Genomic DNA, 25,371 nt, shown 5'->3' on the forward strand with positions numbered 1-25,371 from the left:
CGCCGCGGCCCGTTGGGCCGCCGAGCCGGCGAAGAGCCATCGCAAGGGGTTCATGTGTGTGTCGTTCCTTCCCTCAAGAACCGCGATGGCTCCGGGGGTATACGACAGCGCAATTCCGCGGCGCCGGGAGGGCGCCGCAGTAACAGCTGTACGTGCTTCTCTCATCCAGACTTTAACTGTCGGTACCGGAGTTCCACCGGTTCAACCGTCCGCCGTCGCCTTCCTTGCGGAAAGTTCCGGCTCGCGGGTCGCGGACTATAACCGCCGGTTCGGACTTACACCGACCCCGGAGCACGTATGTGTGTAGCTATTCTGACACAACCGCGGGTACCGTCCGGCTATTCCCGCCGGCCGGAGAGCGCAGTTTGCGTCATGTTTCGGCCGGTTAGCGCCGGCCCGCGGCCCGCAGCCGCTCGATCGCGTCGGCCGGGTCATCGGCGCCGTAGACGGCGGAGCCGGCGACAAAGACATCGGCGCCGGCCTCGGCGGCACGCCAGATGGTCTCCTCGGTGATGCCGCCGTCGACCTGCAGCCTGACGTCCAGCCCGGAGGCGTCGATGGCCGCCCGGGCCCGGCGGATCTTCGGCAGCGTGAGGTCCAGGAACTCCTGGCCGCCGAAGCCGGGCTCCACGGTCATGATGAGGATCATGTCCAGCTCCCCGAGCATGTCCAGGAACGGCTCCACCGCGCTGCCGGGGCGCAGCGCGATCCCCGCCTTCGCCCCGCGGGCCCGCAGTTCGCGGGCCAGCTTCACCGGCGCGATCGACGCCTCGGCGTGGAAGGTCACCGACGCGACGCCGGCGTCGGCGTAGGCCGGGGCCCAGCGGTCGGCGTGCTCGATCATGAGGTGGGCGTCCAGCGGGATCGGGCTGACTTCCTGGATGCGCTGGACCACCGGCAGGCCGAGCGAGAGGTTCGGCACAAAGTGGTTGTCCATCACGTCCACGTGCACGGCGTCGGCGGTGCTGATCTTGTGCAGCTCGGACTGGAGGTTCGCGAAGTCCGCAGAAAGGATGCTGGGGTTGATGCAGCAGTAGGCCATGGGTGTCCTTTGTGGTTGCGCGGGTCGGAAGATCAGGTAGCTGGTGCCAGTATGGCCCGAAGCTCAGGCTTTCTTGTGGATCAGCGCCAGGAACATGGCGTCGGTCCGGTGCCGGTGCGGCCAGAGCTGGGCGGTGAGTTCGTGGCCCGCCTCGAGGTGCCCGGTGAGGCTGACGGCGTCCAGGGCCGCGCCGGCGTCGAGCAGTTCAAGGTCGTCGCGCTTGCGCAGCGCGTCGCTGACGACGGCGGTGGTCTCGGCCGGGTGCGGCGAGCAGGTCACGTAGGCCACCACACCGCCGGGCTTGACGGCGTCGAGCGCCGACTTGAGCAGTTCGCGCTGCAGCGGGCCGAGGTCCACGAGGTCCTTGGGGGTTCGCCTCCAGCGGGATTCCGGGCGGCGGCGGAGCGCACCCAGCCCGGTGCACGGCACATCCACCAGCACCCGGTCGAAGCTTTCAGCCATTTCGGATCCGACCTCGCGGCCGTCGCCGGTGCGGACATGCCAGACCTCGTGCGGCACCGCGGCCAGGGCCTGGCGGACCAGTTTGGCGCGGTGCGGGGCGGGTTCGTTGGCGAGCAGGGTGGCGCCGTGCTGGCGCGCGAGGGCGCCCAAGAGGGCTGCCTTGCCGCCCGGGCCGGCGCATAGGTCCAGCCAGCGTTCCGCGCCGGCCGTGCCGCCGTCCGCGGTGGCGTCGGAGCCTCCGCCGCCGTCGGTGGCGTCGGCCAGATCCACTGACGCCAGTGCCCGCGCCACCAACTGCGAGCCGACATCTTGGACCCGGGTGCTGCCGTCCCGCACGGAGGCGAGCCGGCCAAGGTCGCCGCCGCTGGAGAGGGCCGATCCTTCGACCAGCTCCCCCGGAGTGGCGCCGCTTTCCAGGGCTTCGTCGAGGCTGCCGAGGCCCGGCAGCGCAACGAGGTTCACCACGGGTGCCGCGTTGTCCGCTTCCAGGAGCTCGTCGATCTCCGTGACCGGGCGCCCGTGTGCAACCAGGGACTGCCGGAAGGCGCGGACGATCCACTCGGGGTGGGCGTAGCGGACGGACGCCACCGTGGTCTGGTCCTGCTCGTCGCTGAGCAGCAGGTCCAGCCATTCCTCGAGGGTGTGCGCGGAGACCTTGCGCAGGACGGCGTTGATCAGCCCGGACGGTCCGGCGCCGATCACGGCGCGGGCCAGGCCCACGGTCTCGTCGAGGGCCGCATGTGCGGGCACCCGCATGGCGAGCAGCTGGTGCGCCCCGATCCGCAGCGCGTCCAGGATGGCCGGGTCCAGCTGCTCGAGCGGGCGGTCCACGCAGCGCGCAAGGATCGCATCGTAGGTGCCCTGGCCACGGAGGGCCCCGTAGCTCAGTTCGGTGGCGAACCCGGCGTCGCGCTTATCCAGCCCGTGGTGCCGGATCCGGGCCGGCAGCACAAGGTTCGCGTAGGCGTCCTCGGCGGCCACCGCGCGAAGCACCTCGAAAGCCACCAGACGGGCCGGATCGGCGCGCCGGGTGCGCTGGGAGGGGGCGTTTTCGGTGAAGCCGCGCTGCGGGCCTCGGTTCCGTTCCCGGCCCTGCGCGTTCCGCTTCACCCCGCCCCGGGGGCCCCGGTGGCCTTCACCGCCGCGGCCGCCGTGCCCCTGTCCGCGGTTGCCGTTGGATCCGGTTTCGCTCATTCGAAGACCACGCTTTCCAGTGTTGCCTGTCCGCGCGCCCAGTCAGCGGCGGTCATCATTTTCTTGCCCGCGGGCTGGACCCGGGTGAGTTCCACGGGGTGCGAGCCGGTCCCGACCAGGACGGCTTTCCCGTCCAGGGCCAACTGGCCCGGGCGCAGCGGCTGCGCCCCGGGCCGGAGCAGCACCGGTTCGAGTTTCACGCGCTGGCCGTCCAGGGTGGTCCAGGCGCCGGGTTCCGGCGTGACTCCGCGGGACCGGCGGCCAAGCGCGAGGGCCGGCTGCTGCCAGTCGAGGCGGCCGTCTTCGAGGGTTAGCTTGGGGGCCACACTGACCTCGCCCAGCTGCGGGACGGCGGCGGCTTTGCCGGCATCGACGGCCGAAAGAGTCTGGGTCAGCAGCACGGCGCCGCTGTGCGAGAGGCGTTCCAGCAGCTCCCCCGCGGTGTCTGTGGGCCGCACGGCCTCGGTCAGGGTGCCGAACACCGGTCCGGTGTCCAGGCCTTCCTCGAGCCGGAAGGTCACGGCGCCGGTGATGTCGTCGCCGGCGATCAGGGCGCGCTGCACCGGCGCCGCCCCGCGCCAGGCCGGCAGCAGCGAAAAGTGCAGGTTGATCCAGCCGTGCCGGGGAATGTCCAGGGCCGCCCGCGGGATGAGCCCGCCGTAGGCCACGATCGCGGCGACGTCGGGTGCGGCCGCCTCAATCCGGGCAGTCACGGCGGCGTCGACCTTCGCGGCGTGGATGACGTCGATGCCGAGTTCCGCGGCGCGGGCGGCCACCGGCGAGGGTGTCAGCACGCGTTTGCGTCCCAGCGGGGCGTCCGGCCGGGTCAGGACGGCGACGACCTCGAAGCCGGCCGCGACGAGAGCGTCCAGCGACGGTACCGCGACGGCCGGGGTTCCCGCGAAGAGGACCCTCACTGGCCGGTTCCGAAGGAGGAGCCGGCGCCGAAGCTGCTGCCTCCGAAGCTGGAGCCAACCGTCTTGGCCCGCTTCGACGTCGTCTGCTCGGTGATGGAGTCGTAGTTGGCGTTGCGGATGGCGCGGAGCGCCGCTTTGCGGTCCTCGCCCTCGAGCCGGTCGGTGAAGAGGATTCCGTCCAGGTGGTCGGTCTCATGCTGGAAGACGCGGGCGAGCATGCCTTCTCCCTCCAGTTCCACCGGGTTGCCGTGCACGTCGACGCCGGTGACCCGGGTGGCGCGGTGCCGGCGGACCGGGAAGCCCAGGCCGGGGATGGACAGGCAGCCTTCCACCTCGTCCGGCTGGAAGTCCTCGCTGTTCTCCAGCACCGGATTGATGATGTGGCCCTCGACCCCGCGGATACGGTACGTGAAGACCCGCTGGCTGATCCCGACCTGCGGCGCTGCCAGGCCGGCGCCCTCCACGTCCTCCATGGTTTCGGTCATGTCGGCAACGAGCTTCTCCAGCTCAGGCCCGAATTCCGTCACGGGATCGGCAACTGTGCGCAGCACAGGGTCCCCGATGATGCGGATATTCAAAATGGCCATGGGTAATCGGTCCTCACGGTGGGCGGCTACAGGATTCCGTCCAGTTTAGTGGCAGGCTCCGGTTTCCGGCTCAGCGGGCCGCCGGCGGAGCGATGGGCAGCAGAGCGGGTCCGGCGGCCAACGTGTCGGCGGACATCTCCCAGACGCGGCGCAGGGCGCAGAACTTCCACCAGTGGTGCTTGAGGACCTCCGGGTTGGCCCGCTGCGGCCGGACCTCCGTCTCGCCGATGGCGACGGCGAGGAGAATCGGGGAGTCCCCGTGCTGCCAGGGTTCCCACTCCCCCGCCACCGGGTCCACCAGGCTTTCCTCGGCCTTCATGCCGGCGACCAGCTGCATCACCACCTTGTCATCGAGCGGCTTGACTGTGCCGTCGCGGCTGGTTCCCTTGGTCTTGTAGTCGATGAGACAGGTGCGGCCGTTGATCCTGGCGACGAGGTCCAGGGTCCCCGCGTAGCCGACGGTCTTGTTCCACACCGTGATTTCCGGGGCAAGCGGTTCCACCTGGAACAGCTCCCACCATTCGTCAAAGCGGGCGGCGAAGGCTTCCTCACCGTTGGCCGCCAGGGCCTCCCGGGTTTCCTTCATCAGGTGCGGCCGGCCCAGAGCACGGAGGGCCACCTGCTCGCAGTAGTTGTGGACCCGGTCGCCGCGCGCGGCGGCGTCGTCACGGTAGGTTTCGGCGGCCTTGGCGGCGCGGCTGACCGCCTGGCGCACCTTGGCCGGGCTGCCGAGGATGGCCGGCAGCGTGGGGTCCGCGGCCAGGCTGTTCGCGCCCATGTAGCCGAACCATCCGTCCAGGCCGTGGGGCTGCTGGCCGATCACGGTGGTGATGGAGGGGACGGAGAACTGCTCAGACGTGGATCGTGCGTACATCCGACCGTAGTCGGTGGCGTGGGCGAGGAGCGGGGCGGTCATAGAAAGACTCTTTCACGGGGGTCGGACGCTGGCGGAAAACAAAATGGCCCGCCCCGCTCTGTGAGCGGAACGGACCATCTTCCAGGTGGGCGATACTGGGTTCGAACCAGTGACCTCTTCGGTGTGAACGAAGCGCGCTACCACTGCGCCAATCGCCCCGGTGCCATTGAATGCTAGCCCACCCCGGCGGAAATCCGAAATCGGCGCGCTCGACGGCGACGTGGTGCCGGCGGGGTACCCTTGCGCCCCCGCGCGCCGCCATCGGAGTCGGCCGCTTTCGGCGCCCACTTGCCACAAGTGGCCGCAATTCGGGTCGACTTAGCGGCCATCTTTGGTGAATCGATGGGCCCCTGCGCCCGCTGACCCTCCCGGAGCCGCCGAGCCGAGTGCTTTCGGCGCCAACTTGCCACAAATGGCCGCTAAGCGGGCCGGCAATGCAGCCATCTTTGGTGAATCGACGGACCGGGGTACCCCTGCGTCCCCGGGCGCCGCCGTCGGAGTCGGCCGCTTTCGGCGCCTACTTGCCACAAATGGCCGCTATACGGGTCGACTTAGCGGCCATCGTTGGTGAATCGATGGACCGGAGCGCCCGCTGACCCCCGGGAGCCGCCGAGCCGGGAGCATTCGCCACCCACTTGCCACAAATGGCCGCAATTCGGGTCGGCTTAGCGGCCGTCTGTGGCAAATGGCGGAATGGGCTCGCCCCGCCGAATCGCAGCCCTGCCCCGGCACCGCTCCTTCGCCGACCGCGCGTCTGCCGCCGTCGTCGTCGGACACCACGTCGGCCACCCCGCCCAGGCGACGTAAGAATGGGGGGCGAATTACACATCTGTAATTAGCAAAATCCGCTAGATTGCAGGGAAGGGCGGGGGTGCGCCGGCGCGGATGGCGTCCCGATTTGTAGATTGCCTGAACCTCCTATAGAGTTCTTACTCGTTGGAACGCGAGGAATTGCCGATTACGGCAGCGAATCGCAGGCAACACTGCGGACGTAGCTCAGCTGGTAGAGCACCACCTTGCCAAGGTGGATGTCGCGAGTTCGAATCTCGTCGTCCGCTCGCAGGACACTGTCACGGCAACGGCTTCTTTTGGGAAGCCGGAGCTACACGGTGGGTTGGCCGAGAGGCGAGGCAGCGGCCTGCAAAGCCGTATACACGGGTTCGAATCCCGTACCCACCTCGGTGAAAACCCTGGTTTCCGGTTCCGGCCGGATCAAAAGGGGCGATTGGCGCAGCGGTAGCGCGCTTCCCTGACACGGAAGAGGTCACTGGTTCGATCCCAGTATCGCCCACCAAAGCAAGGAAACTTGCTTGACCCAGCACCGCCGGCAATGCCGGAACGGACTAAAAATGCGGACGTAGCTCAGCTGGTAGAGCACCACCTTGCCAAGGTGGATGTCGCGAGTTCGAATCTCGTCGTCCGCTCTGTTTTTTAATCAGATTCACACAACTCCACTCCGGATCCTTCCGGTTGCGGGCGATTGGCGCAGCGGTAGCGCGCTTCCCTGACACGGAAGAGGTCACTGGTTCGATCCCAGTATCGCCCACCACACAAAGCAGCTCCCCCGGGGGCTGTTTTTTTCGTTGCCCTGGCCGGCCCTCCGGCACAGAGTCTTTCTCCTCTGGGCGTACACCCTTGGCACCTCCATGTCCGCCGGTTAGGATCGGAAGCGCTAGGAGCGATCTGGCTCCGCGACCGAAGGGAGGTGCCCGTGGGATTACTTGACGATCTAAAGGGCAAGGCTCAGCATCTGATTGGTGGCAACGAACAGGCCATCAAGGACGGTATCGAAAAGGCGGGTGATTTCGTCGACTCGAAGACCGGCGGAAAGTACGCCGACAAGGTCGATGCCGCCCAGCGAGGCGCCTCCGACTTCGTGGACAACGCGGACGGCCGGCCGGAAACGGCCCCCACCGCAGAGCCGCACGTCGCGGAAGTGCCGCCCGTCCCCGGGGAACCCCGGCAGCCGGGCCTCTGACCCAGGTACGTCAGCGAGGTGCCGGTCCCGCCGAGAGGCGGCGCCGGCACCTTTGTCGTTTAACGACCAACGCGGGGTCACTTACGGCCCATCCGAAGCCTCCGAATGGGCCGTAAGTGACCCCGCGTTGCCGTTACGAACTAGGACGGCTCGTGGTTCTGGCCCTCCCGGGCCAGGGCAGTGAGCCGGGAGACCGCGCGGAAGTACTTCTTCATGTACCCGCCGGTCATCATTTCCTCGGTGAAGAGCTGGTCGAACGGCACGCCGCTGGCCAGGATCGGCACATCCTTGTCATACAGCCGGTCCGCCAGGACAACGAAGCGCAGCGCCACAGCCTGCTCGGTGATGGTTTCCACGTTGCGCCAAACGACGCCGTCGATCCCGTCGATCAGCTGCCGGTAGCGGCTCGGGTGGACGCCGGCGAGGTGGTTGATCAAGGTGCTGAATTCATCCTTGGCCACGGTCTGGCCGTCGAACTCCGCCTGCATGTGGCGCGTCAGCTCGTCGTTGCGCAGCGGTGCCGGGGCCTTCGGCAGGCCGCGGTGCCGGAAGTCCTCGCCGTCGATCCGGACGACGTCGAACTGGTCGGCCAGCACCTGGATCTCGCGGGCGAAGTCGACGGCGGCGAAGCGGCCGTCGCCCAGGGAGCCCGGCAGTGTGTTGGAGGTCGCGGCCAGCTTGACGCCGGCGTCGGCCAGTTCGCGCATCAGCCGGGACATCAGGACGGTGTCGCCCGGGTCGTCGAGCTCGAACTCATCGATGCAGACCAGCTTGTAGTGGCTGAGCGCCTCCACCGTTTTGCGGAAGGACAGGGCTCCCACGAGGTTGGTGTACTCCACGAAGGTGCCGAAGGCCTTGGGGCCCGGGGCGGCGTGCCAGAGCGAGGCGAGCAGGTGGGTCTTGCCGACGCCGAAGCCGCCGTCGAGGTAGATGCCCGCCCGCGAGGTGTCCTTCTTGCCGAAGAGCCGCTTGAACAGGCCGTCGCCGTCCCCGGCTCCGACGCCGGCCGCGAATTTTTGCAGCGCGTGGACCGCGTGGGTCTGGCTGGGCTGGGCCGGGTCCGGCCGGTAGCTGGCAAAGGACACCTCACCGAAGCGCGGCGACGGATAAAACCCGTTGAGGAGTTCATCCACGGAAACCGCCGGTGTTCTGGCGGCGAGCTGTTCGATCTGTACCAAGGTGGTCCGTTCTGCTGGTCTCGTGTCCCCAGAAAGGATACCGGCAACTGCCCCGTTCCCTTCCGGACGCCGGAACGGACGTGACCAAGGCCATATTTCCGAGTAAGTAGCCCGGGGAAGCAATCCTGCCGGGGCGTGGTTAGTGTGGAGAAAGGCCCGGCGCCGCGCACCACCACGGCCCGGCCTCCCGACCGCCCAGTGAAAGGCCATCTTCATGCCCTACCCCGTTGAGCAGAACGAGAAATTCTCCGCCTACGCCCACCCGGAGCGCCTCGTCTCCACCGAATGGCTCGCCGCGGCGATTGACGGCGGCGCGCTCGACGGCGGGAAACTGGTGGTCGTTGAATCCGACGAGGACGTGCTGCTGTACGAAACCGGACACATCCCCGGCGCGGTCAAAATCGACTGGCACACGGACCTGAACGACGAGGTCACCCGCGACTACGTGGACGGCGCAGCCTTTGCCGCCCTCGCCGCGGCCAAGGGAATCTCCCGCGACAGCACCGTGGTCATCTACGGCGACAAGTCCAACTGGTGGGCCGCCTACGCCCTGTGGGTCTTCACGCTCTTTGGCCACGAGGACGTCCGGCTGCTCGACGGCGGCCGCGACAAGTGGATCGCCGAGGGCCGCGCCCTCACCACGGACAAGCCCGCCGTCACGCCGGGTGAGTACCCCGTGGTGGAGCGCAACGACGCCCCGATCCGCGCCTTCAAGGACGATGTGCTGGCCCACCTCGGCAAGCCGCTGATCGACGTCCGCTCCCCCGAGGAATACACCGGCCAGCGCACGCACATGCCGGCCTACCCGGAGGAAGGCGCCCTGCGCGGCGGCCACATCCCCACCGCGGCGTCCATCCCGTGGGCCCGCGCCGCGGCGGAGGATGGCACCTACCGCAGCCGCCCCGAACTGGAGGCCCTCTACCTGGACGAAGCGGGACTCAAGGAGGGCGACGACGTCGTGGCTTACTGCCGCATCGGCGAGCGGTCCAGCCACACCTGGTTCGCGCTCAAGTACCTGCTGGGCTTCGACACCGTACGCAACTACGACGGGTCCTGGACCGAATGGGGCAACGCGGTCCGGGTCCCGATCGTCAAGGGCGCGGACCGCGGCACCGTTCCCGCCGGCAAGTAAACTGGAAGTGATGACTACTTCTGCCCTGCCCCCCGCCCTGGCGGACATCGTTGACGATTTCCAGGCCCTCGAGGAAGCCGAGCGGCTGCAGCTGCTGCTGGAGTTTTCCCGCGAGCTGCCGGATCCGCCGGCCCGGCTCCAGGACCACCCGGAGCTGATGGAGCAGGTGGTTGAATGCCAGTCGCCGCTGTTCCTCACGATCGAGACGGAACCCGCCGGTGACGGGCAGTCCGGTGACGGGCGGCCCGGCGGTGCGCCGGAGCGCGTACGGCTGTTCTTCAAGGCCCCACCGGAGGCGCCCACCACCCGCGGCTTCGCCGGTGTGCTGCACGAGGGTCTCGACGGGCTCAGCCCGGCGGAGATCCTGGCCGTCCCGGACGACATGCCCGAACTCCTGGGCCTCACCCGGGCCATCACCCCGCTGCGGATGCGCGGCATGACGGCGATGCTCGGCCGGATCAAGCGCAAAGTCGCTGCCCTGCCGCAGCACGGCTAAGCAGCCCGGTGGCCCGCAAGCAGGCGTCCCATGGAACCCCGGCCACCGCGGCACTCGCGGCGGCCGGGGTTTCCTTCGTGGCACACCCCTACAGCCACGACCCCGCCGCGGCCAGCTACGGCCTCGAGGCCGCCGAGATGCTTGGCATCGACCCGGCCCGGGTGTTCAAGACGCTGATGGTCGACGTCGACGGGCGCCTCGCCGTCGGCGTCGTGCCGGTGAGCGGAAACCTGGACCTGAAGGCGATGGCCGCCGCCCTGGGCGGCAAAAAGGCCGCCATGGCGGACCCCGCGACGGCGGAGCGCCGCACCGGCTACGTCCTCGGCGGCATCTCGCCGCTGGGACAGCGCCAGCCCTCCCCCACGGTGCTGGACGAGAGCGCACTGGCGCTTGAGACCATCCTGGTTTCCGGCGGGCGCCGCGGCCTGGACCTTGAGCTCAGCCCGGCGGAGCTGGTCCGGCTGACCGGCGCCCGCACGGCCCGGATCGGCACCTCCCGAAGCTAGGGGCTTGCCCTAGCCTGCCGGGGTTGGCCTGGGCGCGAGCTGCTGCCGGAGCCAGGCGGTGACCAGGGACTCCCAGCGTTCCGGGTCGACGTTCCATTCCTTGGTGTGCCGCGCCGTGTTGAACGTTTCGAAGGTCACCATTTCCGGGTTCTTCTCGGCGAGGGCCGCGGAGGGGCCGTAGGGGACGTATTCGTCGTCGACCGAGTGCAGGATCAGCGTCGGCGTCCGGAGCTCCACGGCACGGGACACCCAGTCCATCGCCTTGAGGTCCACCGGGGCGGCCAGCCCCGTGAGCCGGCGGCCCAGCCGGTGGCTCATCATCAGCTGCCCGTAGCGCCCGACGGCTGACGGGATCCGGTTCAGCTCGGCGTGGTGCGCGAGCACGTTGACCCAGTTGATCACCGGAGCGTCCAGCACCATCGCCCGGATCAGGTGGTGGTAGCGGGACAGGTCAGCGGTCTGCAGGCAGATCGCGCCGCCCATGGACCAGCCGAACAGCACCACTTCGCGGGCGCCCTGGTCCAGCGCGTAGGCGATCGCCGCCTCGACGTCGCGCCATTCGGTGGACCCCAGGCCGTACCGGCCGTCCTGCGCCGAGGGCGCCAGACCGTCGTTGCGGTAGGAGATCAGCAGGCTGGACAGGCCCAGGTCGCGGGCCACCCGGACGGCCCGCAGGCCCTCCTGCCGGCTCGCGCCGCGGCCATGCACCATGATCGCCCAGACGTCCGACGACGGCGTTGCGCCCGCCGTGGCTGCCGGCACGTCCGCCGGCAGGCCAGCCTGCGGGGCGGCGCGGACCAGCCAGGCCGGCGCTGTGCCTCCGTCGACTTCGATCTGCACCTCTTCGGCCGGCAGCCCGAGGGCCGCGGGGTCAGGGTGCACGGCCCCGCTCCAGTAGCCGCGCCGCGCCGTCGTCAGGTCCCCGCTGTAAACGGCCTCGACCTCCCGCAGCACCGTCTGCTCGGCGGGCGAATAGGACAGGATCCGGCCGAGCCGGGCGTGCCCGCGGCCGCCGTCGAAGAAGAACCCGTAGACGCCCTCGACCGTTGAGTCCGGGGTCGCCTTGAGGATGACTTGCAGCTCGCGGCCGTCGCGGATCACCGCCAGCACTTCCTGGTCCTCCTCGCGGACCCGCACCGGCGTGATGACGCGCCGGGCGAAGTACAAGGCCAGCGCCGAGGAGCCCGCGGCGAGCAGGCCGGCCGCGGCGCTCCCGCCGATGATGCCGCCCACCGCCCACTTGGCGTTCCCGGCCGTCAGGGTCTCCGGCGCTCCGGTGTCCCGGAGGCCCGCCGGCAGGGCCCGGGCGGTCCTCCGGGCAGGGGGGATCCGGTGCGTTGGCGGGCGGAAGCGCAGGGTCGAGGCCATGGCACCATTCTTACCGAAGTCTTGGCCAACCCCGGCATCCGGCGCACCCGCGGCTCCGTCCGGCCGGGAGGGCGCCCCAATCCGTGCGGGGCGGTGGCCCTGGGGCTAGGCTGGGGGCATGAGCGACCCAATCGTCATCCTGACAGAAGAGCCCCTCGGCGCGGACGACCGCGTCAACATCGAAACCCTCGTGGCCGACGGCGATGCGCCGCTCGTGGTCCTGGTTCCGGCGAACACCGAGCGCCATTTGCTGGTGGACTTCCTGGAGAACCTGTCCATGCTGGAGATCGCCAAGGCCTTCCGCGAACTGAGCACCAGGCACCCCGACCCGGCCGTGGAACGGGCGGCGGCCGCCGAAACCCTGGCGGCCTCCCTCGCCGCACTGGGCGGACTCGGCGGCGGCGTGACCGGCGAAATCGTCGAGGGCAAGGCCGTGGACGGCCTCGTCGCCAAGGTCAAGGAACTCAACGCAGGACAGGCCGTTGTGATCACCCGCCCGCACGCCGTCGCGGACACCTTCCACACCGACTGGGCCAACGAGGCCCAGGACAAGCTCGGCCTCCCGGTGCTGCATCTGTACGCCGGATCGGGATTTATCGGCGACTCCTGAGCGTTGTTGACGTCATGAGCATCTTCAGCAATCGGCCCAAGGTCCAGCCCGTCTCCTCCCCCGCCGGCGGGGATACCGAAGGGAACACCGCAGCGTCCGCGGCCGGACAAACTGCCGAAACCGCTGCGGGCCCGGTGGAAAAGACCGAACAGCAGTGGCGCGAGGAGCTGAGCCCGGAGGAATACCGGGTGCTGCGCCAGGCCGGGACCGAGCGGCCCTACACCGGCGAATACTGGGACACCCACACCGAGGGTGTGTACCAGTGCCGGGCCTGCGGCACCGAGCTGTTCACCAGCCGGGAAAAATTCGATTCGCACTGCGGCTGGCCCTCCTTCTGGGCACCTCTGGCGGAAGGTACGGTGCGCTACATCCACGACCGCACCCTCGGGATGGAACGCATCGAGGTGCGCTGCGCGGCCTGTGATTCGCACCTGGGTCACGTATTCGAGGGCGAGGGCTACGGCACCCCTACGGACCAGCGCTACTGCATCAACTCCGTCTCCCTGAAGCTCGTCCCTGCAGCCTCCGGCGACACCGACGACTCCGCCAGCGCGGCCCGCTAGGCGGAGCCCCTGCCCGGCTGGAGCTGGATGCCACCCACCGGCCCGCTTGCCTCAGACATTCTTATGCTCGACCCAATTTTGAGTTAGCACTTCTGTTTGCTTGCTACGCTCGCCGTAGACGTTCCAGCAACCAGAAAGGCGAGCAACGATGACCGTAACCGCCCTCACCGCCCCTGCCCGGATCACTGCCGATTCCCCGGAATGGCAGCAGCTCAAGGCCGCCGCGACCGCCCTGCAGGCCCTCCAGATCAAAGACGGTTCCGTGCCGGACGCCGCCGATCACGAGGCCGCGGCACGGCTGGTCGCCACCATCACAGCGTCGGTCGACGCGCTGGCACCGTCCTTCCCGCACGATGCCCGCTACCTGGAACTCCTGGCCCTGGACTTCCAGCGCTGGGCCGACGGCGGCTTCGGCGTCCCCGACTTCCTCGACTCGCTCCAGGCCTTCCAGCCTCAGCAGCACCGCATCAACGGCCTGCAGCACCTCGTGGTCTTCCCGATGTACACCCAGAACGGCAGCAGCAACCGCCTGGTCGAAGCCGTGCTGATCGAGGTCGTCTGGCCCGAGTTCATCGCCGGTCTCGAGGCGGGCGATTACTCCAACAAGCTTTTCGTCCCGATCCGTTTCCTCGACTTCACCCCCGGCTACGACACCAACTCCGCAGTGCTCTTCCCGGAGACCGTGGCCGTCCGGGAGACCCCCACCTTCACCTGGGGCGCCATCTTCGCCGACCGCGAGGCCGCCCGTTTCCGCCGGGTGCTGCGCGCCGCCGCGGACATCACCTCGCTGCAGCTTCCCGAGGATGCCGCGGGCCTGCTCGAAGACCAGGAGCTGACACAGGCGACGTTCGTTATGTGGGACCTCATCCACGACCGCACCCACATGCGCGGCGACCTGCCGTTCGACCCCTTTATGATCAAGCAGCGCATGCCGTTCTTCCTCTATTCCCTCGAGGAACTCCGCTGCGACCTCACCGCCTTCCGCGAATCCGTGAAGATCGAAAAGGACGAGGACGCGGATCCGGAGGCCCGCCGACACGCCAAGCTGGTCCAGTACGCCGTCATCTTCGACCGCATCTTCCGCTTCGCGATCACCGGCAGCCGGGTCCGCAACTATGATGGGCTCGGCGGCCAGCTGCTCTTCGCCTGGATGCACCAGCACCACGTGCTGCACTGGACCGACAGCAAGCTCAGCATCGACTGGGACGAGGTTGCCGACGTCGTTATTGAACTCGGCGCCAAGATCGAGGAACTCTACTGGCGCTCGATCGACCGCCCCAAGACGGCCCACTGGCTGGCCGCCTACGAGCTGATTTCCGGCACCGTCACGCCCAACCCGGCCTCGGTCTGGGCCAAGGGGCCGGACGCCCTGCCGCTGGACGGGCCGCCGCGCGGCCTGACCGACCAGGTGCTCGACGACGAGTTCCCGCTCTCCATGTTCTACGAGGCGCTGGAGAAGAAGATGCGCACCGTGATCGAATCCACCGCCGGCATCACGGGGTCGACAGACACCAACGCGGACACCGTTCCCATGAACGCCGGATGAGCGCCGGCCGCACACTGAGTGTGCTGGTCGCGGGCGGCAGCGGTCCGTCGGGGATCGCCGTCGCCCGCGCCCTCCGCAAGGCCGGCCACACCGTTTTCACTGTGGGCTCGGACCGGGCCCGGATCGAGGCCGCCGCGGCCGAAGCCGGCGACGGCGTGGTGCCGCTGGTTTGCGACCTCGCCGATCCGGCCGCGGTCCGGGACCTCCACTCAACACTCACGGAGCGGGCCGAACCTATCGACGGCGTGATCCACCTGGTGGGCGGCTGGCGCGGCGCGAAGGGCATCACGGACCAGAGCGACGAGGACTGGGACTTCCTGGAACGCAACGCCGTCACCACCCTCCGCAACGTCAGCCGGACCTTCTACGACGACCTCGCCGCCTCGGACGCCGGGCGCCTGGCCATCGTCTCGTCCACCGCGGTGGCCAGCCCGACGGCGGGCGGCGCCAGCTACGCGTCGGCCAAGGCGGCCGCGGAGGCCTGGACCCTTGCGGTGGCCGACGGGTTCCGCCGCGGTCAGTCGGGCCGCAAGGAAGACCCCGAAGAACAGCGCAGCGCCGCCGTGATCTTCGTGGTGAAGGCCCTCGTGGACGCGGGCATGCGGGCCAAATCCCCCGAACGCAAGTTCCCGGGCTTCACGGACGTCGAAGACCTGGCCGATGCCGCCGTCGGGCTCTTCACCGCCCCCGCCGCGGAACTGAACGGCCGGCGGCTGCCTCTTAGCCGGTAGGCCGGCACCTCTAGACTGAAAGTGTGAGTAACGAGATGACCAGCACGGTCGAAACAAACACAGTTGATACTGCCCCGGCCAGCACCATGGAGCGGCTCCACGACCCTTCGGTCCGCGGCTTCGCCTCGGACAACTATTCCGGGGTGCACCCGGAGGTGCTGGCGGCGCTGGCCGCCGCCAACGAGGGCCACCAGGTTTCCTACGGCGAGGACGACTACACCGCCCGGCTGCAGCAGCTGATGGAGGAGCACTTCGGGACCGGTATTGAATGCTTCCCGGTCTTCAACGGCACCGGGGCAAACGTACTCTCGCTGCAGTCCCTGCTGCCGCGCTGGGGTGCCGTCATTTGCGCCTCCACCGCCCACATCAACATGGACGAAAACGGTGCCCCCGAGCGGATCGGCGGCATCAAGCTGCTCCAGGTCCCCACAGAAGACGGCAAACTCACCCCCGCCCTGATCGACCAGGAAGCCTGGGGCTGGGGCGACGAGCACCGCGCCCAGCCGCTGGCCGTGTCCATCACCCAGACCACCGAACTCGGCACCTGCTACACGCCCGAGGAGGTCCGCGCGATCGCGGAGCATGTCCATTCCAAGGGCATGAAACTGCACATGGACGGTGCCCGGCTGGCCAACGCCGCCGCCCACCTGGACGTGCCGCTGCGGGCCTTCACCCGCGACGCCGGCGTGGACATCCTCTCCTTCGGCGGCACCAAGAACGGCCTGCTCTTCGGCGAGGTCGTGGTGGCCCTTAACCCCGACGCCGCCCACGGCTTGGTCTACCTGCGCAAGATGAACATGCAGCTGGCCTCCAAGATGCGGTTTATGTCCGCCCAGTTCATCGCCCTGCTCGAGGGTGACCTGTGGCTGCGGTCGGCCTCACACGCCAACGCGATGGCGGCCCGGCTGCGCGCCGGGGTCGAGTCGATCCCCGGCGTCGAGCTGAGCCAGAAGACCGAGTCCAACGGCGTTTTCGCCGTCCTCCCCGCCGGTGTGGCAGACCGGCTGCGGAAGTCCTTCCGCTTCTACGACTGGAACGAGGCGGCCCGCGAGGTCCGCTGGATGTGTTCCTTCGACACCACCGAGGAAGACGTTGATTCCTTTATTGCCGCGATCAAGCGCGAGCTCGCGGCCGGCTAGCCGCCCGTCCGGCCCGGCAGGGCGGCGAGCCTGCCGGGCCGGGACGGCGCCCGTGCATACCCTGTCACTGTGAACGCCCTCGACCAGGTTCCGGCGGATTTCCTCTTCGCTTTGGGAACCCTTCGAAAAGCACGGTGCCGCAGCGAGTTGCGCCTCGACGAGATCCCGGCGCCCGGCCGGCTCGCGCCCTTCGCTGTCGCGCTCGGCGCGGAAGTCGTCGTCCCCGGCGACGGCGCGTCCGGGGCGGTCCACGGTCCGGCGGCCGCCGCGCTGGCACCCGCGGCCGGCAGCGACGACGTCGAACTCGCGACCGGCCGCTTTATCCTCCTGCACGACCCGGACGGCTCCGCGGTCTGGGACGGCGAGTTCCGGATCGTCACCTACATCCGCGCCCAGCTGGAACCGGACATGGGCAACGACGAGATGCTCGGCTCCGTCGCCTGGACCTGGCTGGTGGAAGCACTGGAAAACCACCAGGCCGACTACCGTTCCGCCGGCGGCACAGCCACCCGGGTGCTCTCCGAGAGCTTCGGCACGCTGGCGGACCGGCCCGGAACCATCGACATCGAACTGCGTGCCTCGTGGACTCCGGCCGGCCGCGATATCACCGCGCATCTGGAGGCCTGGTCGGACATGGTCTGCACGTTTGCCGGTCTGCCGCCGCTGCCTGACGGCGTCTCTGCGCTGCCGCGCCGGCGTCCGCGGCGGGCATGACCGGGCCCGGCCAGGCACCGCTTCGGCCTGCAACGATGGCGATGTCGGTAAACTGGAGTCATCATGACCCCTCATAATCCGGAAATCACCACCGCGGGCGCAGCCACCAACACAGCCGCAGCCACCGACTCTGCCGCCAGCACCGCCACGAACCCTGCCGCAGCGCAGGCCGCGGACACGGCAACCCACATCACGGTGGAAGGCTTCGACAGCCTGGTCCCCGAGGTCATTGACCTCGACGCACCGCGTGACGGCGTCCCGCTCGTCATCGAAACCCGGGCAGGACTGGAACGCTGCGCGGCAGCCCTGGCCGCGGGCCACGGCCCCGCGGGGGTCGACGCCGAACGGGCATCCGGATTCCGTTACGGTCAGCGCGCTTTCCTGGTCCAGATCCGCCGCGAAGGCGCCGGCACCTGGCTGATCGACCCTGAGCCGTTCGGTGACCTCAGCATCATCAACGACGCACTGCGCGGCGTCGAATGGATCCTGCACGCCGCCAGCCAGGACCTCCCCTGCCTCTCCGAGCTCGGCATGTGGCCGGACAAGCTCTTCGACACCGAGCTCGCCGCCCGGCTGGCCGGCCTGCCCCGGGTGGGCCTCGCCGCCGTGATCGAACAGCTCCTCGGCTTTGGACTGGCCAAGGAGCACTCCGCGGCCGACTGGTCCACCCGGCCGCTGCCCGAACCCTGGCTGCGCTACGCCGCGCTCGACGTCGAGGTCCTCACCGAACTGCGCGAGGAGCTGATCGAACTCCTCACCGCGGACGGCAAACTCGAGTACGCCGAGCAGGAATTCGCCGCGATCCTCGAGGCCGGCCAGGCCCCGCCGCGCGTGGACCCGTGGCGCAAAACCTCCGGGCTGCACCAGATCCGCGACCGCCGCCAGCTTGCGGCCGTCCGCGAACTCTGGCTGGAGCGCGACTCGCTCGCCCAGAAGCGCGACGTCGCCCCCGGCCGGCTAATCCCCGACTCCTCCCTCGTGGCCGCCGCGAAGGCCATGCCCAGCACCGTCCCGCAGCTGCTCGGCACCAAAGGCTTCCACGGCCGCGCCGCGCAGCGCGAGGCTCCGCGCTGGCTGCGCTGCATCAGCACCGCCCGCAGCCTCGAGGAACTGCCGCCGCTGCACCTTCCCACCAACGCTCCCCCGCCGCCGCGCGTCTGGGCCGACCGGGACCCGGAAGCCGCGGCACGCCTCGCCACCGCCAGGCCCCTGCTGCAGGCCCGGGCCGAGGAGCTGAACCTGCCGGTGGAGAACCTCCTCACCCCCGACTTCCTGCGCCGTGTGGCCTGGCGCCCGCCGGCGGAAATCAGCGAGGAAGGCATCGCCGAGGAGCTGCAGAACCTCGGTGCCCGCCAATGGCAGATCCAGCTCACCGCCCCGCTGATCGCCGAGGCGTTTCTGAACCCGCAGCCGCTGCCGCCGAAAGAGGCCAAGGCAGCCGCCCCGGGAACAGCCGACGCCCCGTCCGAAGCCGTTTCCTGACCCGCCGGCTCCGTCTCCTTGCCAGCTAAGTTACTCATGAGTAACATAGCTGGTGATGCCGCCTGGATCATTCCAGCCCGTCCTGCCCCCCTTGGGCGCGCGCAACGATCCGGCACCCATGTCTCAATGAGGAGTAAAACGTGAGCCAAGCCAGCAGCGCCCAGCCGGCCACCGGAAGAAGGAACACTGTCCGCGACGTCGTTTTCGTCGACGGCGTCCGCACCCCGTTCGGCCGCGCCGGCGAGAAGGGCATTTACGCCGGAACCCGTGCCGATGACCTTGTGGTCAAATGCATCCGCGAACTCATGCGCCGCAACCCCTCCCTGCCGGCCGAGCGGATCGACGAGGTGGCCATCGCCGCCACCACCCAGACCGGCGACCAGGGCCTGACCATCGGCCGCACCTCGGCCCTGCTGGCCGGGCTGCCCCGCACCGTTCCCGGGTTCGCGATCGACCGGATGTGCGCCGGCGCCATGACCGCAGTCACCACGACGGCGAGCGGGATCGGCTTCGGCGCATACGACGTCGTGATCGCCGGCGGCGTCGAACACATGGGCAACCACCCGATGGGCGCCGGCGCGGACCCGAACCCGCGGTTTATGTCCGAGCGGATTGTGGACCCCGCGGCCCTGAACATGGGCAACACGGCCGAGAACCTGCACGACCGCTTCCCGGCCATCACCAAGGAGCGCACGGACGCCTACGCCGTGGCCTCCCAGGACAAGCTGGCCGCGGCCTACGCCAAGGAGCAGATCCAGCCGGACCTGGTCCCCGTGGCCAACATGAAGCCCGGCCAGGGCTGGACCGTCAACACGGTGGACGAGCCGCCGCGCCCGGGCACCTCGGTAGAGGACCTCGCCGCGCTGCGCACCCCGTTTCGCGCGCACGGCCGCGTCACCGCCGGCAACGCCGCCGGCCTCAACGACGGCGCCACCGCCGCGCTGCTGGCCTCGGCCGACGCCGCCGAGGAACTCGGCCTACCGGTCAAGATGCGCCTGGTCAGCTACGCCTTCGCCGGCGTCGAACCCGAGGTCATGGGCATCGGCCCCGTCCCGGCCACCGAGAAAGCGCTCAAGAACGCCGGACTGGGCATCGGGGACATCGGCCTGTTTGAGATCAACGAGGCCTTCGCCGTCCAGGTACTCAGCTTCCTGGACCACTTCGGCATCGCCGACGACGACCCCCGGGTCAACCGCTACGGCGGCGCGATCGCCGTCGGCCACCCGCTGGCCTCCTCCGGCGTCCGGCTGATGAACCAGCTGGCCCGGCAGTTCGAGGAGGACCACAGCGTCCGCTTCGGCATGACCACCATGTGCATCGGCCTGGGCATGGGCGCCACCGTCATCTGGGAAAACCCGCACCACGCCGACTACGGCACTCCCTTTGACAAGACCACCGCACGTTACACCACCGAGACTGGAGCCGCAGCATGAGCGCCGCCGATTTCCGCAAACTCGCCGAACTGTTCCCGGGCGAGACCGTGACCCACTCCTACGTCCAGGACATCCAGCTGCCCGCCGTCAACGGCACCAGCCCCGGCACCTTTGCGCTGGTCACGCTGGACAACGGCCTGGACCACTCCAAGCCCACCACGCTGGGCCCGAACACCCTGATCGAGCTCGGCACCGTGCTGGAAGGGCTACGGGAGCGTGCCGCGCGCGGCGAGATCGTCGGCGTCGGCGTAACCGGCAAGCCCTATTTCCTGGTCGCCGGCGCGGACCTGTCCACGGTCAAGTCCGTCAGCGGCCGCGAGCAGGGCCTCTGGATGGCCCAGCTCGGCCACGACGTCTACTCCACCCTGGCCAACCTCGGTGTCCCCAGCTTCGCGTTCATCAACGGCCTGGCCCTGGGCGGCGGGCTGGAGATCGCCCTGCAGTCCACCTACCGCACCGTCTCCACCGGGGCCGGCGCGCTGGCCCTTCCTGAGGCATTCATCGGGCTGATCCCGGGCTGGGGCGGGGTCTACATCCTGCCGCGGCTCATCGGGCCCGAGAACGCCGTCAAGGTCATGATCGAGAACCCGCTGAGCAACAACCGCACCCTGACCGGCCCGCAGGCCTACGACTTCGGCGTCGCGGACGCCATCTTCGAGCCCGCCGACTTCGTCGAGCAGTCCGTCGCCTGGGCCGCCCGGGTGATCGCCGGTGCCGAGACCCCGGCACGGGCCAACGCCGTCGACGCCGCCGCGCCCGACGTCGCCGAGCGCTGGGCGGCCGCCGTGGCCGCCGGCCGCGCCTTCGTCGAAGCCAAGACCTCCAACGCCTCCCCCGCCCCGGCAAAGGTGCTGGACGTACTGGAAGCCAACCGGACCCTGACCCAGGCGGAGTCGGCGGAGCTCGAGTGCCAGACCCTTGCGGACCTGATGCAGACCGACGAGTTCCGCTCCACCGTGTACGCCTTCCTGGACCTGGTCCAGCGCCGCTCCAAGCGCCCCGCGGGCGCCCCGGACCGCAAGCTCGCGCGCCCGGTCACGAAGATCGGCGTCGTCGGCGCCGGCCTGATGGCCAGCCAGCTGGCACTGCTGTTCGCCCGCCAGCTCAAGGTGCCGGTGGTCATGACCGACATCGACCAGGCCCGGGTGGACAAGGGCGTGGACTACGTGCACGCCGAGGTGGACAAGCTGCTGGCGAAGAAGCGGATCAGCCCGGACGCCGCCAACCGGACCAAGGCCCTGGTCAGCGGCTCGGTGTCCAAGGAAGCCTTCGCGGACGCCGACTTTGTGATCGAGGCCGTGTTCGAGGAGCTCAACGTCAAAAAGCAGGTGTTCAAGGAGGTCGAGGCGATCGTCTCGCCCGAGTGCATCCTGGCGACCAACACTTCCTCGCTGTCCGTCACCGCCATGGCCGAGGACCTGCAGAACCCCGAGCGGCTGGTCGGTTTCCACTTCTTCAACCCGGTGGCTGTGATGCCGCTGCTGGAGATCGTCCGGGCGCCGAAAACCGACGACGCCGTGCTGGCCACCGCCTTCGAACTGGCCAAGGGCCTGAAGAAGTCGGCCGTGTTGGTCAAGGACGCGGCGGCGTTTGTGGTCAACCGGCTCCTGCTTCGCCTCATGGGCGAGGTCACCGCGGCCTTTGACGAGGGCACCCCGGCCGGGGTGGCGGACAACGCGCTGCGCCCGATGGGCCTGCCGATGACACCGTTCACGCTCGGCGCCATGGTGGGGCTGCCGGTCGCGCAGCACGTCCAGGAATCCCTGCACGCCGCCTTCGGGGACCGTTTCACGGTGTCGAAGAACCTGCAGGTAATGATCGACAACGGTATCAAGTCCCTCTGGGACCCGGCCTCCGTCAAGGCCGGCAAGCCCGAGATCCCGGCCGAAACCCTGGCTCTGCTGTCATTCGGCGATTCGCCGTCCACGGCAGAGGAAGTGCTGCGCCGCACGCAGGACGCCCTCGCCGAGGAAATCGGCCTGATGCTGGCCGAAGGTGTGGTGGCCGGGCCGGAGGACATCGACCTCTGCATGATCCTCGGCGCCGGCTGGCCGATGTTCCTTGGCGGCATCACCCCGTACCTGGACCGGGTGGGCGCCTCCGAGCGGGTCAACGGCAAGAAGTTCCTGGCACCGGGTGTGGCCTCCGAGCCGGCCGCCTGAGCCGCCGGCTTCCCAGCCAAAGCGCCGCCGTCCCCGCTGTAAGGCAGGGGCGGCGGCGCTTTTGTGTCAGACTTCCCGCAGGCTCCCGCCGTCGAGCGCGAGGACGCGGTGGGCGCTGGCTTTGGCGTAGGCGAGGTCGTGGGTGACCATCACGACGCCGGCGCCGCGCGCTGCCGCGGCGGCCACGGCGTCGGCGAGGTGTTCGAGGCCGTGCCGGTCCAGTCCCACGGTGGGCTCATCCAGGGCCAGGAGGGCCGGCCTGCGGGCGAGCACCGTGGCCAGGGCCAGCAGCCGCTGCCGGGAGGAGGGCAGCTCGGCCGGGTGGTCCTGCGCTGCTTCGGAGAGCCCGACGGCGGCCAGCGCATTGAGCGCCCGCCCGGGCGCCTCCGCGCCCACCAGCCGGCGCAGTCCAAAGCCGACCTCCCGCAGCACCGTCCGTTCAAAGAGCTGCTCGCGCGGCTGCTGGAAGAGCAGGCCGACCGAGGCGGCGGTGTGTCCCGCCGGGGTCCGGCCAATGCTTCGTCCCAGCACCCGCACCTCGCCGGCGTGCGGCCGGAGCAGTCCGTTGAAGTGGCGCAGCAGCGTGGATTTTCCGGCGCCGTTGGGGCCGGTGATCGCGACAATTTCCCCCGGACGGACGGTGAGGTCCAGGTTCCGCAGCAACCCGTTGGTCCGGTAGCCGAAGCCGATTCCCCGCAGTTCGAGGACCGGCGCTGCGGCGTTTGCCGGGGCCGCGGTCAGTGTCCGCGGCGCTGCGGCGGCGGCGCTCTCCGGCACGACGCCGGCGTCACGCAGGTGGGGGCCCGCGGCCAGTTCGGCGGGTGCGCCTTCCGCCGTCGCCGTGCCGCCGTCCAGTACCAGCCAGTGCCCGGCGCGCCGGGCCAGGGAATCCGCGGACTGGCTCAACAACACGACGGCGGTGCCGGCGTCGACCAGCTGCTCCACCAGCGTCAGGAGCCGGCTGGCGCCGGCGGCATCGAGGGAAGCCAGCGGTTCGTCGAGGACCAGCACCTCCGGTTCGGCAATGACCGCACACGCGACCGCCAGCCGGCGCAGCTCGCCGCCGGAAAGCTCGGCCGGGTTCCGTTCCATCAGCCCGGACAGGCCCGTCAGTTCCGCGGTACGGGCCACCCGTCGAAGCATCTCCAGGCGCGGCACGCCCCGGTTCTCGAGGCCGAAGGCGAGTTCCTCGGCGACGGTGGAGCGCACCGTGGATAGCATGGTGGCGGCATCCTGGGGCACGTAGCCCACCCTGCCGGACCAGGCGGCCGGGTCGATCCGGGGGTCGCCGCCGGCGCCGGCGAACTCCAGCGCGTCCGCGCCGAGCGCCAGGCTGCCGCGCAGGACCCCGGAGTGGCCGGCCCGCAGCCAGCCGGCGAGGACCTTGCCGAGCGTGGTTTTGCCGCTTCCGGAGCCACCCAGCACCGCGGTCAGGGAACCGGGCTGCACGCAGAGCCGCACGTTCCGCAGCGCCTCCCGGTTGTCGCCGTGGAAGCTGAAGCTGTCGATCCGTGCGGCGGCGGCCGGCAACGCGGCGGTCGCGCGTCCGGCCGCGCTCACGCCGGCACCGCCGCCGGCCAGGCCGTGACGAGCCGCAGCACAACGGCGGCCGCGGCGAGCAGGAGCGCCGCGGCACGGAAGATCCGCTGCCCGGGCGGGTCCTGCAGCTGCCGGTAGCTGGTCCGCGGGCCCGGCGCGCCGAAACCGCGCGCGTCGAGGGCCTGCGCCCGGACCCCGGCGTCCTCGATCAGCCCCAGGACCAGCGGCACCGCCTGCAGCCGGGCCGCGGCCAGCCGGGGCAGCAGCCCGCGCCGGACCACCAGGCCGCGCGCCTCCTGGGCCTGCCGGATCTGCTCCAGCCGGCCGGCCATGGCCGGGACCAGGGTGAGTGTGGAGGCGAGGACAAAGCTGAATTGCGGCGGGATCCGCCGCGCGGCCAGTGCTGCCAGGAGATCCGGGACGCTGACGGTGAAGGAGAACAGTAGGAGCACCAGGACGGACGCGGCCGTCCTGGACGCCAGCTCCAGGGCCAGGCCGAGCCCCTCGGCGGTCACCCGGGCCGGACCCCACTGCGCCAGCACTGTGTGGCCTTCCGGGAAGAACAGTCCGTGCAGCACCAGCAGGGACAGGCACAGCGGCACCAGGATGACCCCGGCCGCCGCCAGCACCCGCGGCCCCGCACCCGCGCGGGCGGCGAGCAGCACGGCGGCCGTGGCCACTGCGAGGGACAGCGGCCAGCGGCCGGCCGCCGTCGTGATGACCGCGGCGCAGCCGGCCGCCGTCAGGGCCGTCAGCGGGTGCAGGCGCACGGTCCTAGGCAACTGGTCCTAGGCGGCGGGGGCCGCCGGGGCCTTGCCGGCGAGCACCCGGAAGCGGCGGACGAAGGCGAACTGGAACGTGGTGCGCCGCGGCAGGGCGTAGGCCAGCAGGGCGGCGATGGTGAAGACGATCGCCTTGTCCATCGGGTCCGAGATGAGGGCCTGCTTGGTGATCGCGGCCAGCAGGGTGTCGCCCATGGCGCGGAAGGCGCTGACGACGGCACCGGTGCCCAGGCCGGCGGTTCCGCCGTAGACGAAGGCCGCGATCGGGGCGGAGACAACGCCGGCCAGGATGCCGGTGAGGAAGCCGGCCACCGGGGCCAGGTAGAAGCGGCGGAACAGGCCGCCGCGGGCGGCGAGTCCGGCGAGGAAGCCGATCAGGGCCGCGCCGGCGGCGAAGGGCAGCACGGTGGGGTTAAAGAAGGACCAGACGATGCTGCCGAGCACGCCGGTGGCTGCGCCGGCGGCCGGGCCGGCCAGGACGGCGATCAGGACCGTGCCGATCGCGTCGACGTAGAACGGCAGGCCGGTGCTGCCCATCAACTGGCCGAGCACCACGTTGAGCACAATCGCGACGGGCATCAGGACCAGGGTGGAGGTCGGCAGCACGGGCAGCACGGCGACCAGCAGCAGCACCGCGCCGAGCAGGAAGCCGCCGAGGGCGACGAGGGCGGAGAAGCTGGTCAGGCCGTCGGCGAGTTCCACCGGCTGGGTGAGGACCAGGAAGACGTAGGTGGCGGCGATGGCCGCGGCGCCTGCGATCTCGAGCAGCCGGCGGCGGCGCGGGGCTGTTCCGGGCCGGGCGTCGGCGTCGGGGAGGGTCAGGGGCTGCTGTGACATGGGAATGGTCCTTCGGCGTGGGTTTGGAACGTCCGCCTCATGTCACCTCGGCGCAGC

Annotated in this window: 24 protein-coding genes, 6 tRNA genes and 1 riboswitch; of the genes, 19 read left to right on the top strand and 11 right to left on the bottom strand. The window is 69.9% G+C overall.

Translation table 11 applies throughout. From position 1 onward, the window contains the following. Positions 1 to 148: 148 nt before the first annotated feature. Positions 149 to 299: riboswitch (FMN riboswitch) on the bottom strand. Between the two features lie 86 nt (positions 300 to 385). The 6 genes from rpe to AC6I9V_RS01385 all read right to left on the bottom strand — a co-directional run bounded on the left by rpe (position 386) and on the right by AC6I9V_RS01385 (position 5,276). Then, complete coding sequence (gene rpe / locus AC6I9V_RS01360; RefSeq protein ID WP_349411809.1) at positions 386 to 1,042, bottom strand: ribulose-phosphate 3-epimerase; 657 nt, start codon at positions 1,040 to 1,042, stop codon at positions 386 to 388. Positions 1,043 to 1,105: 63 nt separating this feature from the next. Continuing rightward, on the bottom strand, positions 1,106 to 2,698 hold the full coding sequence (locus AC6I9V_RS01365; protein WP_497898064.1) for an RsmB/NOP family class I SAM-dependent RNA methyltransferase: 1,593 nt from the start codon (positions 2,696 to 2,698) through the stop codon (positions 1,106 to 1,108). Next, a complete protein-coding gene (fmt, locus tag AC6I9V_RS01370; protein ID WP_497898065.1) occupies positions 2,695 to 3,615 on the bottom strand; it encodes a methionyl-tRNA formyltransferase in 921 nt (306 codons plus the stop codon). The genes AC6I9V_RS01365 and fmt overlap by 4 nt, the downstream gene beginning before the upstream one ends. Then, positions 3,612 to 4,202 carry a peptide deformylase gene (gene def, locus AC6I9V_RS01375; protein ID WP_497898066.1) on the bottom strand — a complete coding sequence of 197 codons (591 nt, stop codon included), beginning with the start codon at positions 4,200 to 4,202 and terminating at the stop codon, positions 3,612 to 3,614. Before def ends, fmt begins: the two co-directional genes overlap by 4 nt. A 70-nt stretch (positions 4,203 to 4,272) precedes the next feature. Further along, entirely contained in the window at positions 4,273 to 5,118 is an 846-nt protein-coding gene (locus AC6I9V_RS01380; RefSeq protein WP_497898067.1) for a cytochrome, read from the bottom strand. An 86-nt stretch (positions 5,119 to 5,204) separates the two neighbouring features. Beyond that, positions 5,205 to 5,276, bottom strand: a tRNA-Val gene (locus tag AC6I9V_RS01385). A gap of 520 nt (positions 5,277 to 5,796) precedes the next feature. Here AC6I9V_RS01385 and AC6I9V_RS01390 point away from each other — a divergent pair. The 7 genes from AC6I9V_RS01390 (at position 5,797) to AC6I9V_RS01420 (ending at position 7,096) form a co-directional block, all read left to right on the top strand. Continuing rightward, on the top strand, positions 5,797 to 5,925 hold the full coding sequence (locus tag AC6I9V_RS01390; RefSeq protein WP_497898068.1) for a hypothetical protein: 129 nt from the start codon (positions 5,797 to 5,799) through the stop codon (positions 5,923 to 5,925). Between the two features lie 178 nt (positions 5,926 to 6,103). Then, a tRNA-Gly gene (locus tag AC6I9V_RS01395) sits at positions 6,104 to 6,176 on the top strand. Positions 6,177 to 6,226: 50 nt separating this feature from the next. Then, a tRNA-Cys gene (locus AC6I9V_RS01400) sits at positions 6,227 to 6,297 on the top strand. A gap of 40 nt (positions 6,298 to 6,337) precedes the next feature. Continuing rightward, positions 6,338 to 6,412: transfer RNA gene (locus AC6I9V_RS01405), tRNA-Val, on the top strand. A gap of 57 nt (positions 6,413 to 6,469) precedes the next feature. Beyond that, positions 6,470 to 6,542: transfer RNA gene (locus AC6I9V_RS01410), tRNA-Gly, on the top strand. A gap of 50 nt (positions 6,543 to 6,592) precedes the next feature. Next, positions 6,593 to 6,667: transfer RNA gene (locus AC6I9V_RS01415), tRNA-Val, on the top strand. Positions 6,668 to 6,823: 156 nt separating this feature from the next. After that, entirely contained in the window at positions 6,824 to 7,096 is a 273-nt protein-coding gene (locus AC6I9V_RS01420) for an antitoxin (RefSeq protein ID WP_497898069.1), read from the top strand. Between the two features lie 140 nt (positions 7,097 to 7,236). On the opposite strand, the gene zapE is transcribed toward AC6I9V_RS01420, so the two are convergent. Continuing rightward, positions 7,237 to 8,274 carry a cell division protein ZapE gene (gene zapE, locus AC6I9V_RS01425; protein WP_497898070.1) on the bottom strand — a complete coding sequence of 346 codons (1,038 nt, stop codon included), beginning with the start codon at positions 8,272 to 8,274 and terminating at the stop codon, positions 7,237 to 7,239. 214 nt (positions 8,275 to 8,488) lie between these two features. Here zapE and AC6I9V_RS01430 point away from each other — a divergent pair, with 214 nt between their 5' ends. From AC6I9V_RS01430 to ybaK, 3 genes are read left to right on the top strand one after another with little or no spacing between them, the layout of a single operon-like run. After that, positions 8,489 to 9,406: a sulfurtransferase gene (locus AC6I9V_RS01430; RefSeq protein WP_497898071.1), complete on the top strand. Its 918-nt coding sequence runs from the start codon at positions 8,489 to 8,491 to the stop codon at positions 9,404 to 9,406. A 10-nt stretch (positions 9,407 to 9,416) separates the two neighbouring features. After that, positions 9,417 to 9,902 carry a SufE family protein gene (locus tag AC6I9V_RS01435; RefSeq protein WP_497898072.1) on the top strand — a complete coding sequence of 162 codons (486 nt, stop codon included), beginning with the start codon at positions 9,417 to 9,419 and terminating at the stop codon, positions 9,900 to 9,902. 8 nt (positions 9,903 to 9,910) lie between these two features. Next, positions 9,911 to 10,408 (top strand): Cys-tRNA(Pro) deacylase, encoded by a 498-nt coding sequence (gene ybaK, locus AC6I9V_RS01440; protein WP_497898073.1) that lies wholly within the window; start codon positions 9,911 to 9,913, stop codon positions 10,406 to 10,408. 9 nt (positions 10,409 to 10,417) lie between these two features. On the opposite strand, the gene AC6I9V_RS01445 is transcribed toward ybaK, so the two are convergent. Next, positions 10,418 to 11,776 carry an alpha/beta hydrolase family protein gene (locus AC6I9V_RS01445; RefSeq protein ID WP_497898074.1) on the bottom strand — a complete coding sequence of 453 codons (1,359 nt, stop codon included), beginning with the start codon at positions 11,774 to 11,776 and terminating at the stop codon, positions 10,418 to 10,420. Positions 11,777 to 11,894: 118 nt separating this feature from the next. Here AC6I9V_RS01445 and AC6I9V_RS01450 point away from each other — a divergent pair, with 118 nt between their 5' ends. The 9 genes from AC6I9V_RS01450 (at position 11,895) to AC6I9V_RS01490 (ending at position 22,156) form a co-directional block, all read left to right on the top strand. Next, on the top strand, positions 11,895 to 12,386 hold the full coding sequence (locus tag AC6I9V_RS01450) for a hypothetical protein (RefSeq protein WP_497898075.1): 492 nt from the start codon (positions 11,895 to 11,897) through the stop codon (positions 12,384 to 12,386). Between the two features lie 14 nt (positions 12,387 to 12,400). Further along, positions 12,401 to 12,949, top strand: coding sequence for a peptide-methionine (R)-S-oxide reductase MsrB (gene msrB / locus AC6I9V_RS01455; RefSeq protein ID WP_497898076.1), 549 nt, complete (start codon positions 12,401 to 12,403; stop codon positions 12,947 to 12,949). A gap of 148 nt (positions 12,950 to 13,097) precedes the next feature. Then, positions 13,098 to 14,495 carry a DUF6421 family protein gene (locus AC6I9V_RS01460; protein ID WP_497898077.1) on the top strand — a complete coding sequence of 466 codons (1,398 nt, stop codon included), beginning with the start codon at positions 13,098 to 13,100 and terminating at the stop codon, positions 14,493 to 14,495. Continuing rightward, a complete protein-coding gene (locus tag AC6I9V_RS01465; protein WP_497898078.1) occupies positions 14,492 to 15,226 on the top strand; it encodes an SDR family NAD(P)-dependent oxidoreductase in 735 nt (244 codons plus the stop codon). The genes AC6I9V_RS01460 and AC6I9V_RS01465 overlap by 4 nt, the downstream gene beginning before the upstream one ends. 35 nt (positions 15,227 to 15,261) lie before the next feature. Further along, a complete protein-coding gene (locus tag AC6I9V_RS01470) occupies positions 15,262 to 16,365 on the top strand; it encodes a threonine aldolase family protein (RefSeq protein WP_497900227.1) in 1,104 nt (367 codons plus the stop codon). A gap of 69 nt (positions 16,366 to 16,434) precedes the next feature. Then, on the top strand, positions 16,435 to 17,079 hold the full coding sequence (locus AC6I9V_RS01475; RefSeq protein WP_497898079.1) for a DUF3000 domain-containing protein: 645 nt from the start codon (positions 16,435 to 16,437) through the stop codon (positions 17,077 to 17,079). Between the two features lie 63 nt (positions 17,080 to 17,142). After that, complete coding sequence (locus AC6I9V_RS01480) at positions 17,143 to 18,561, top strand: HRDC domain-containing protein (protein ID WP_497898080.1); 1,419 nt, start codon at positions 17,143 to 17,145, stop codon at positions 18,559 to 18,561. A gap of 140 nt (positions 18,562 to 18,701) precedes the next feature. Further along, positions 18,702 to 19,994, top strand: coding sequence for a thiolase family protein (locus tag AC6I9V_RS01485; protein ID WP_497898081.1), 1,293 nt, complete (start codon positions 18,702 to 18,704; stop codon positions 19,992 to 19,994). Beyond that, positions 19,991 to 22,156 (top strand): 3-hydroxyacyl-CoA dehydrogenase NAD-binding domain-containing protein, encoded by a 2,166-nt coding sequence (locus tag AC6I9V_RS01490; RefSeq protein WP_497898082.1) that lies wholly within the window; start codon positions 19,991 to 19,993, stop codon positions 22,154 to 22,156. Before AC6I9V_RS01485 ends, AC6I9V_RS01490 begins: the two co-directional genes overlap by 4 nt. A 66-nt stretch (positions 22,157 to 22,222) precedes the next feature. On the opposite strand, the gene AC6I9V_RS01495 is transcribed toward AC6I9V_RS01490, so the two are convergent. From AC6I9V_RS01495 to AC6I9V_RS01505, 3 genes are read right to left on the bottom strand one after another with little or no spacing between them, the layout of a single operon-like run. After that, positions 22,223 to 23,716 carry an ABC transporter ATP-binding protein gene (locus AC6I9V_RS01495; protein WP_497898083.1) on the bottom strand — a complete coding sequence of 498 codons (1,494 nt, stop codon included), beginning with the start codon at positions 23,714 to 23,716 and terminating at the stop codon, positions 22,223 to 22,225. Then, positions 23,713 to 24,465: an energy-coupling factor transporter transmembrane component T gene (locus AC6I9V_RS01500; RefSeq protein WP_497898084.1), complete on the bottom strand. Its 753-nt coding sequence runs from the start codon at positions 24,463 to 24,465 to the stop codon at positions 23,713 to 23,715. Before AC6I9V_RS01500 ends, AC6I9V_RS01495 begins: the two co-directional genes overlap by 4 nt. Positions 24,466 to 24,483: 18 nt before the next feature. Continuing rightward, entirely contained in the window at positions 24,484 to 25,314 is an 831-nt protein-coding gene (locus tag AC6I9V_RS01505; protein ID WP_497898085.1) for an ECF transporter S component, read from the bottom strand. Positions 25,315 to 25,371: the final 57 nt, after the last annotated feature.

This window comes from Arthrobacter sp. SlRoot2-15, from assembly GCF_059739345.1.

Excerpts from the sequence above, each read along its gene's own strand:
- rpe (WP_349411809.1), bottom strand. The coding sequence starts at position 1,042 with ATGGCCTACTGCTGCATCAACCCCAGCATCCTTTCTGCGGACTTCGCG.
- AC6I9V_RS01365 (WP_497898064.1), bottom strand. The coding sequence starts at position 2,698 with ATGAGCGAAACCGGATCCAACGGCAACCGCGGACAGGGGCACGGCGGC.
- def (WP_497898066.1), bottom strand. The coding sequence starts at position 4,202 with ATGGCCATTTTGAATATCCGCATCATCGGGGACCCTGTGCTGCGCACA.
- AC6I9V_RS01380 (WP_497898067.1), bottom strand. The coding sequence starts at position 5,118 with ATGACCGCCCCGCTCCTCGCCCACGCCACCGACTACGGTCGGATGTAC.
- AC6I9V_RS01430 (WP_497898071.1), top strand. The coding sequence starts at position 8,489 with ATGCCCTACCCCGTTGAGCAGAACGAGAAATTCTCCGCCTACGCCCAC.
- AC6I9V_RS01435 (WP_497898072.1), top strand. The coding sequence starts at position 9,417 with ATGACTACTTCTGCCCTGCCCCCCGCCCTGGCGGACATCGTTGACGAT.
- AC6I9V_RS01445 (WP_497898074.1), bottom strand. The coding sequence starts at position 11,776 with ATGGCCTCGACCCTGCGCTTCCGCCCGCCAACGCACCGGATCCCCCCT.
- AC6I9V_RS01450 (WP_497898075.1), top strand. The coding sequence starts at position 11,895 with ATGAGCGACCCAATCGTCATCCTGACAGAAGAGCCCCTCGGCGCGGAC.
- msrB (WP_497898076.1), top strand. The coding sequence starts at position 12,401 with ATGAGCATCTTCAGCAATCGGCCCAAGGTCCAGCCCGTCTCCTCCCCC.
- AC6I9V_RS01460 (WP_497898077.1), top strand. The coding sequence starts at position 13,098 with ATGACCGTAACCGCCCTCACCGCCCCTGCCCGGATCACTGCCGATTCC.
- AC6I9V_RS01465 (WP_497898078.1), top strand. The coding sequence starts at position 14,492 with ATGAGCGCCGGCCGCACACTGAGTGTGCTGGTCGCGGGCGGCAGCGGT.
- AC6I9V_RS01470 (WP_497900227.1), top strand. The coding sequence starts at position 15,262 with ATGACCAGCACGGTCGAAACAAACACAGTTGATACTGCCCCGGCCAGC.
- AC6I9V_RS01480 (WP_497898080.1), top strand. The coding sequence starts at position 17,143 with ATGACCCCTCATAATCCGGAAATCACCACCGCGGGCGCAGCCACCAAC.
- AC6I9V_RS01490 (WP_497898082.1), top strand. The coding sequence starts at position 19,991 with ATGAGCGCCGCCGATTTCCGCAAACTCGCCGAACTGTTCCCGGGCGAG.
- AC6I9V_RS01505 (WP_497898085.1), bottom strand. The coding sequence starts at position 25,314 with ATGTCACAGCAGCCCCTGACCCTCCCCGACGCCGACGCCCGGCCCGGA.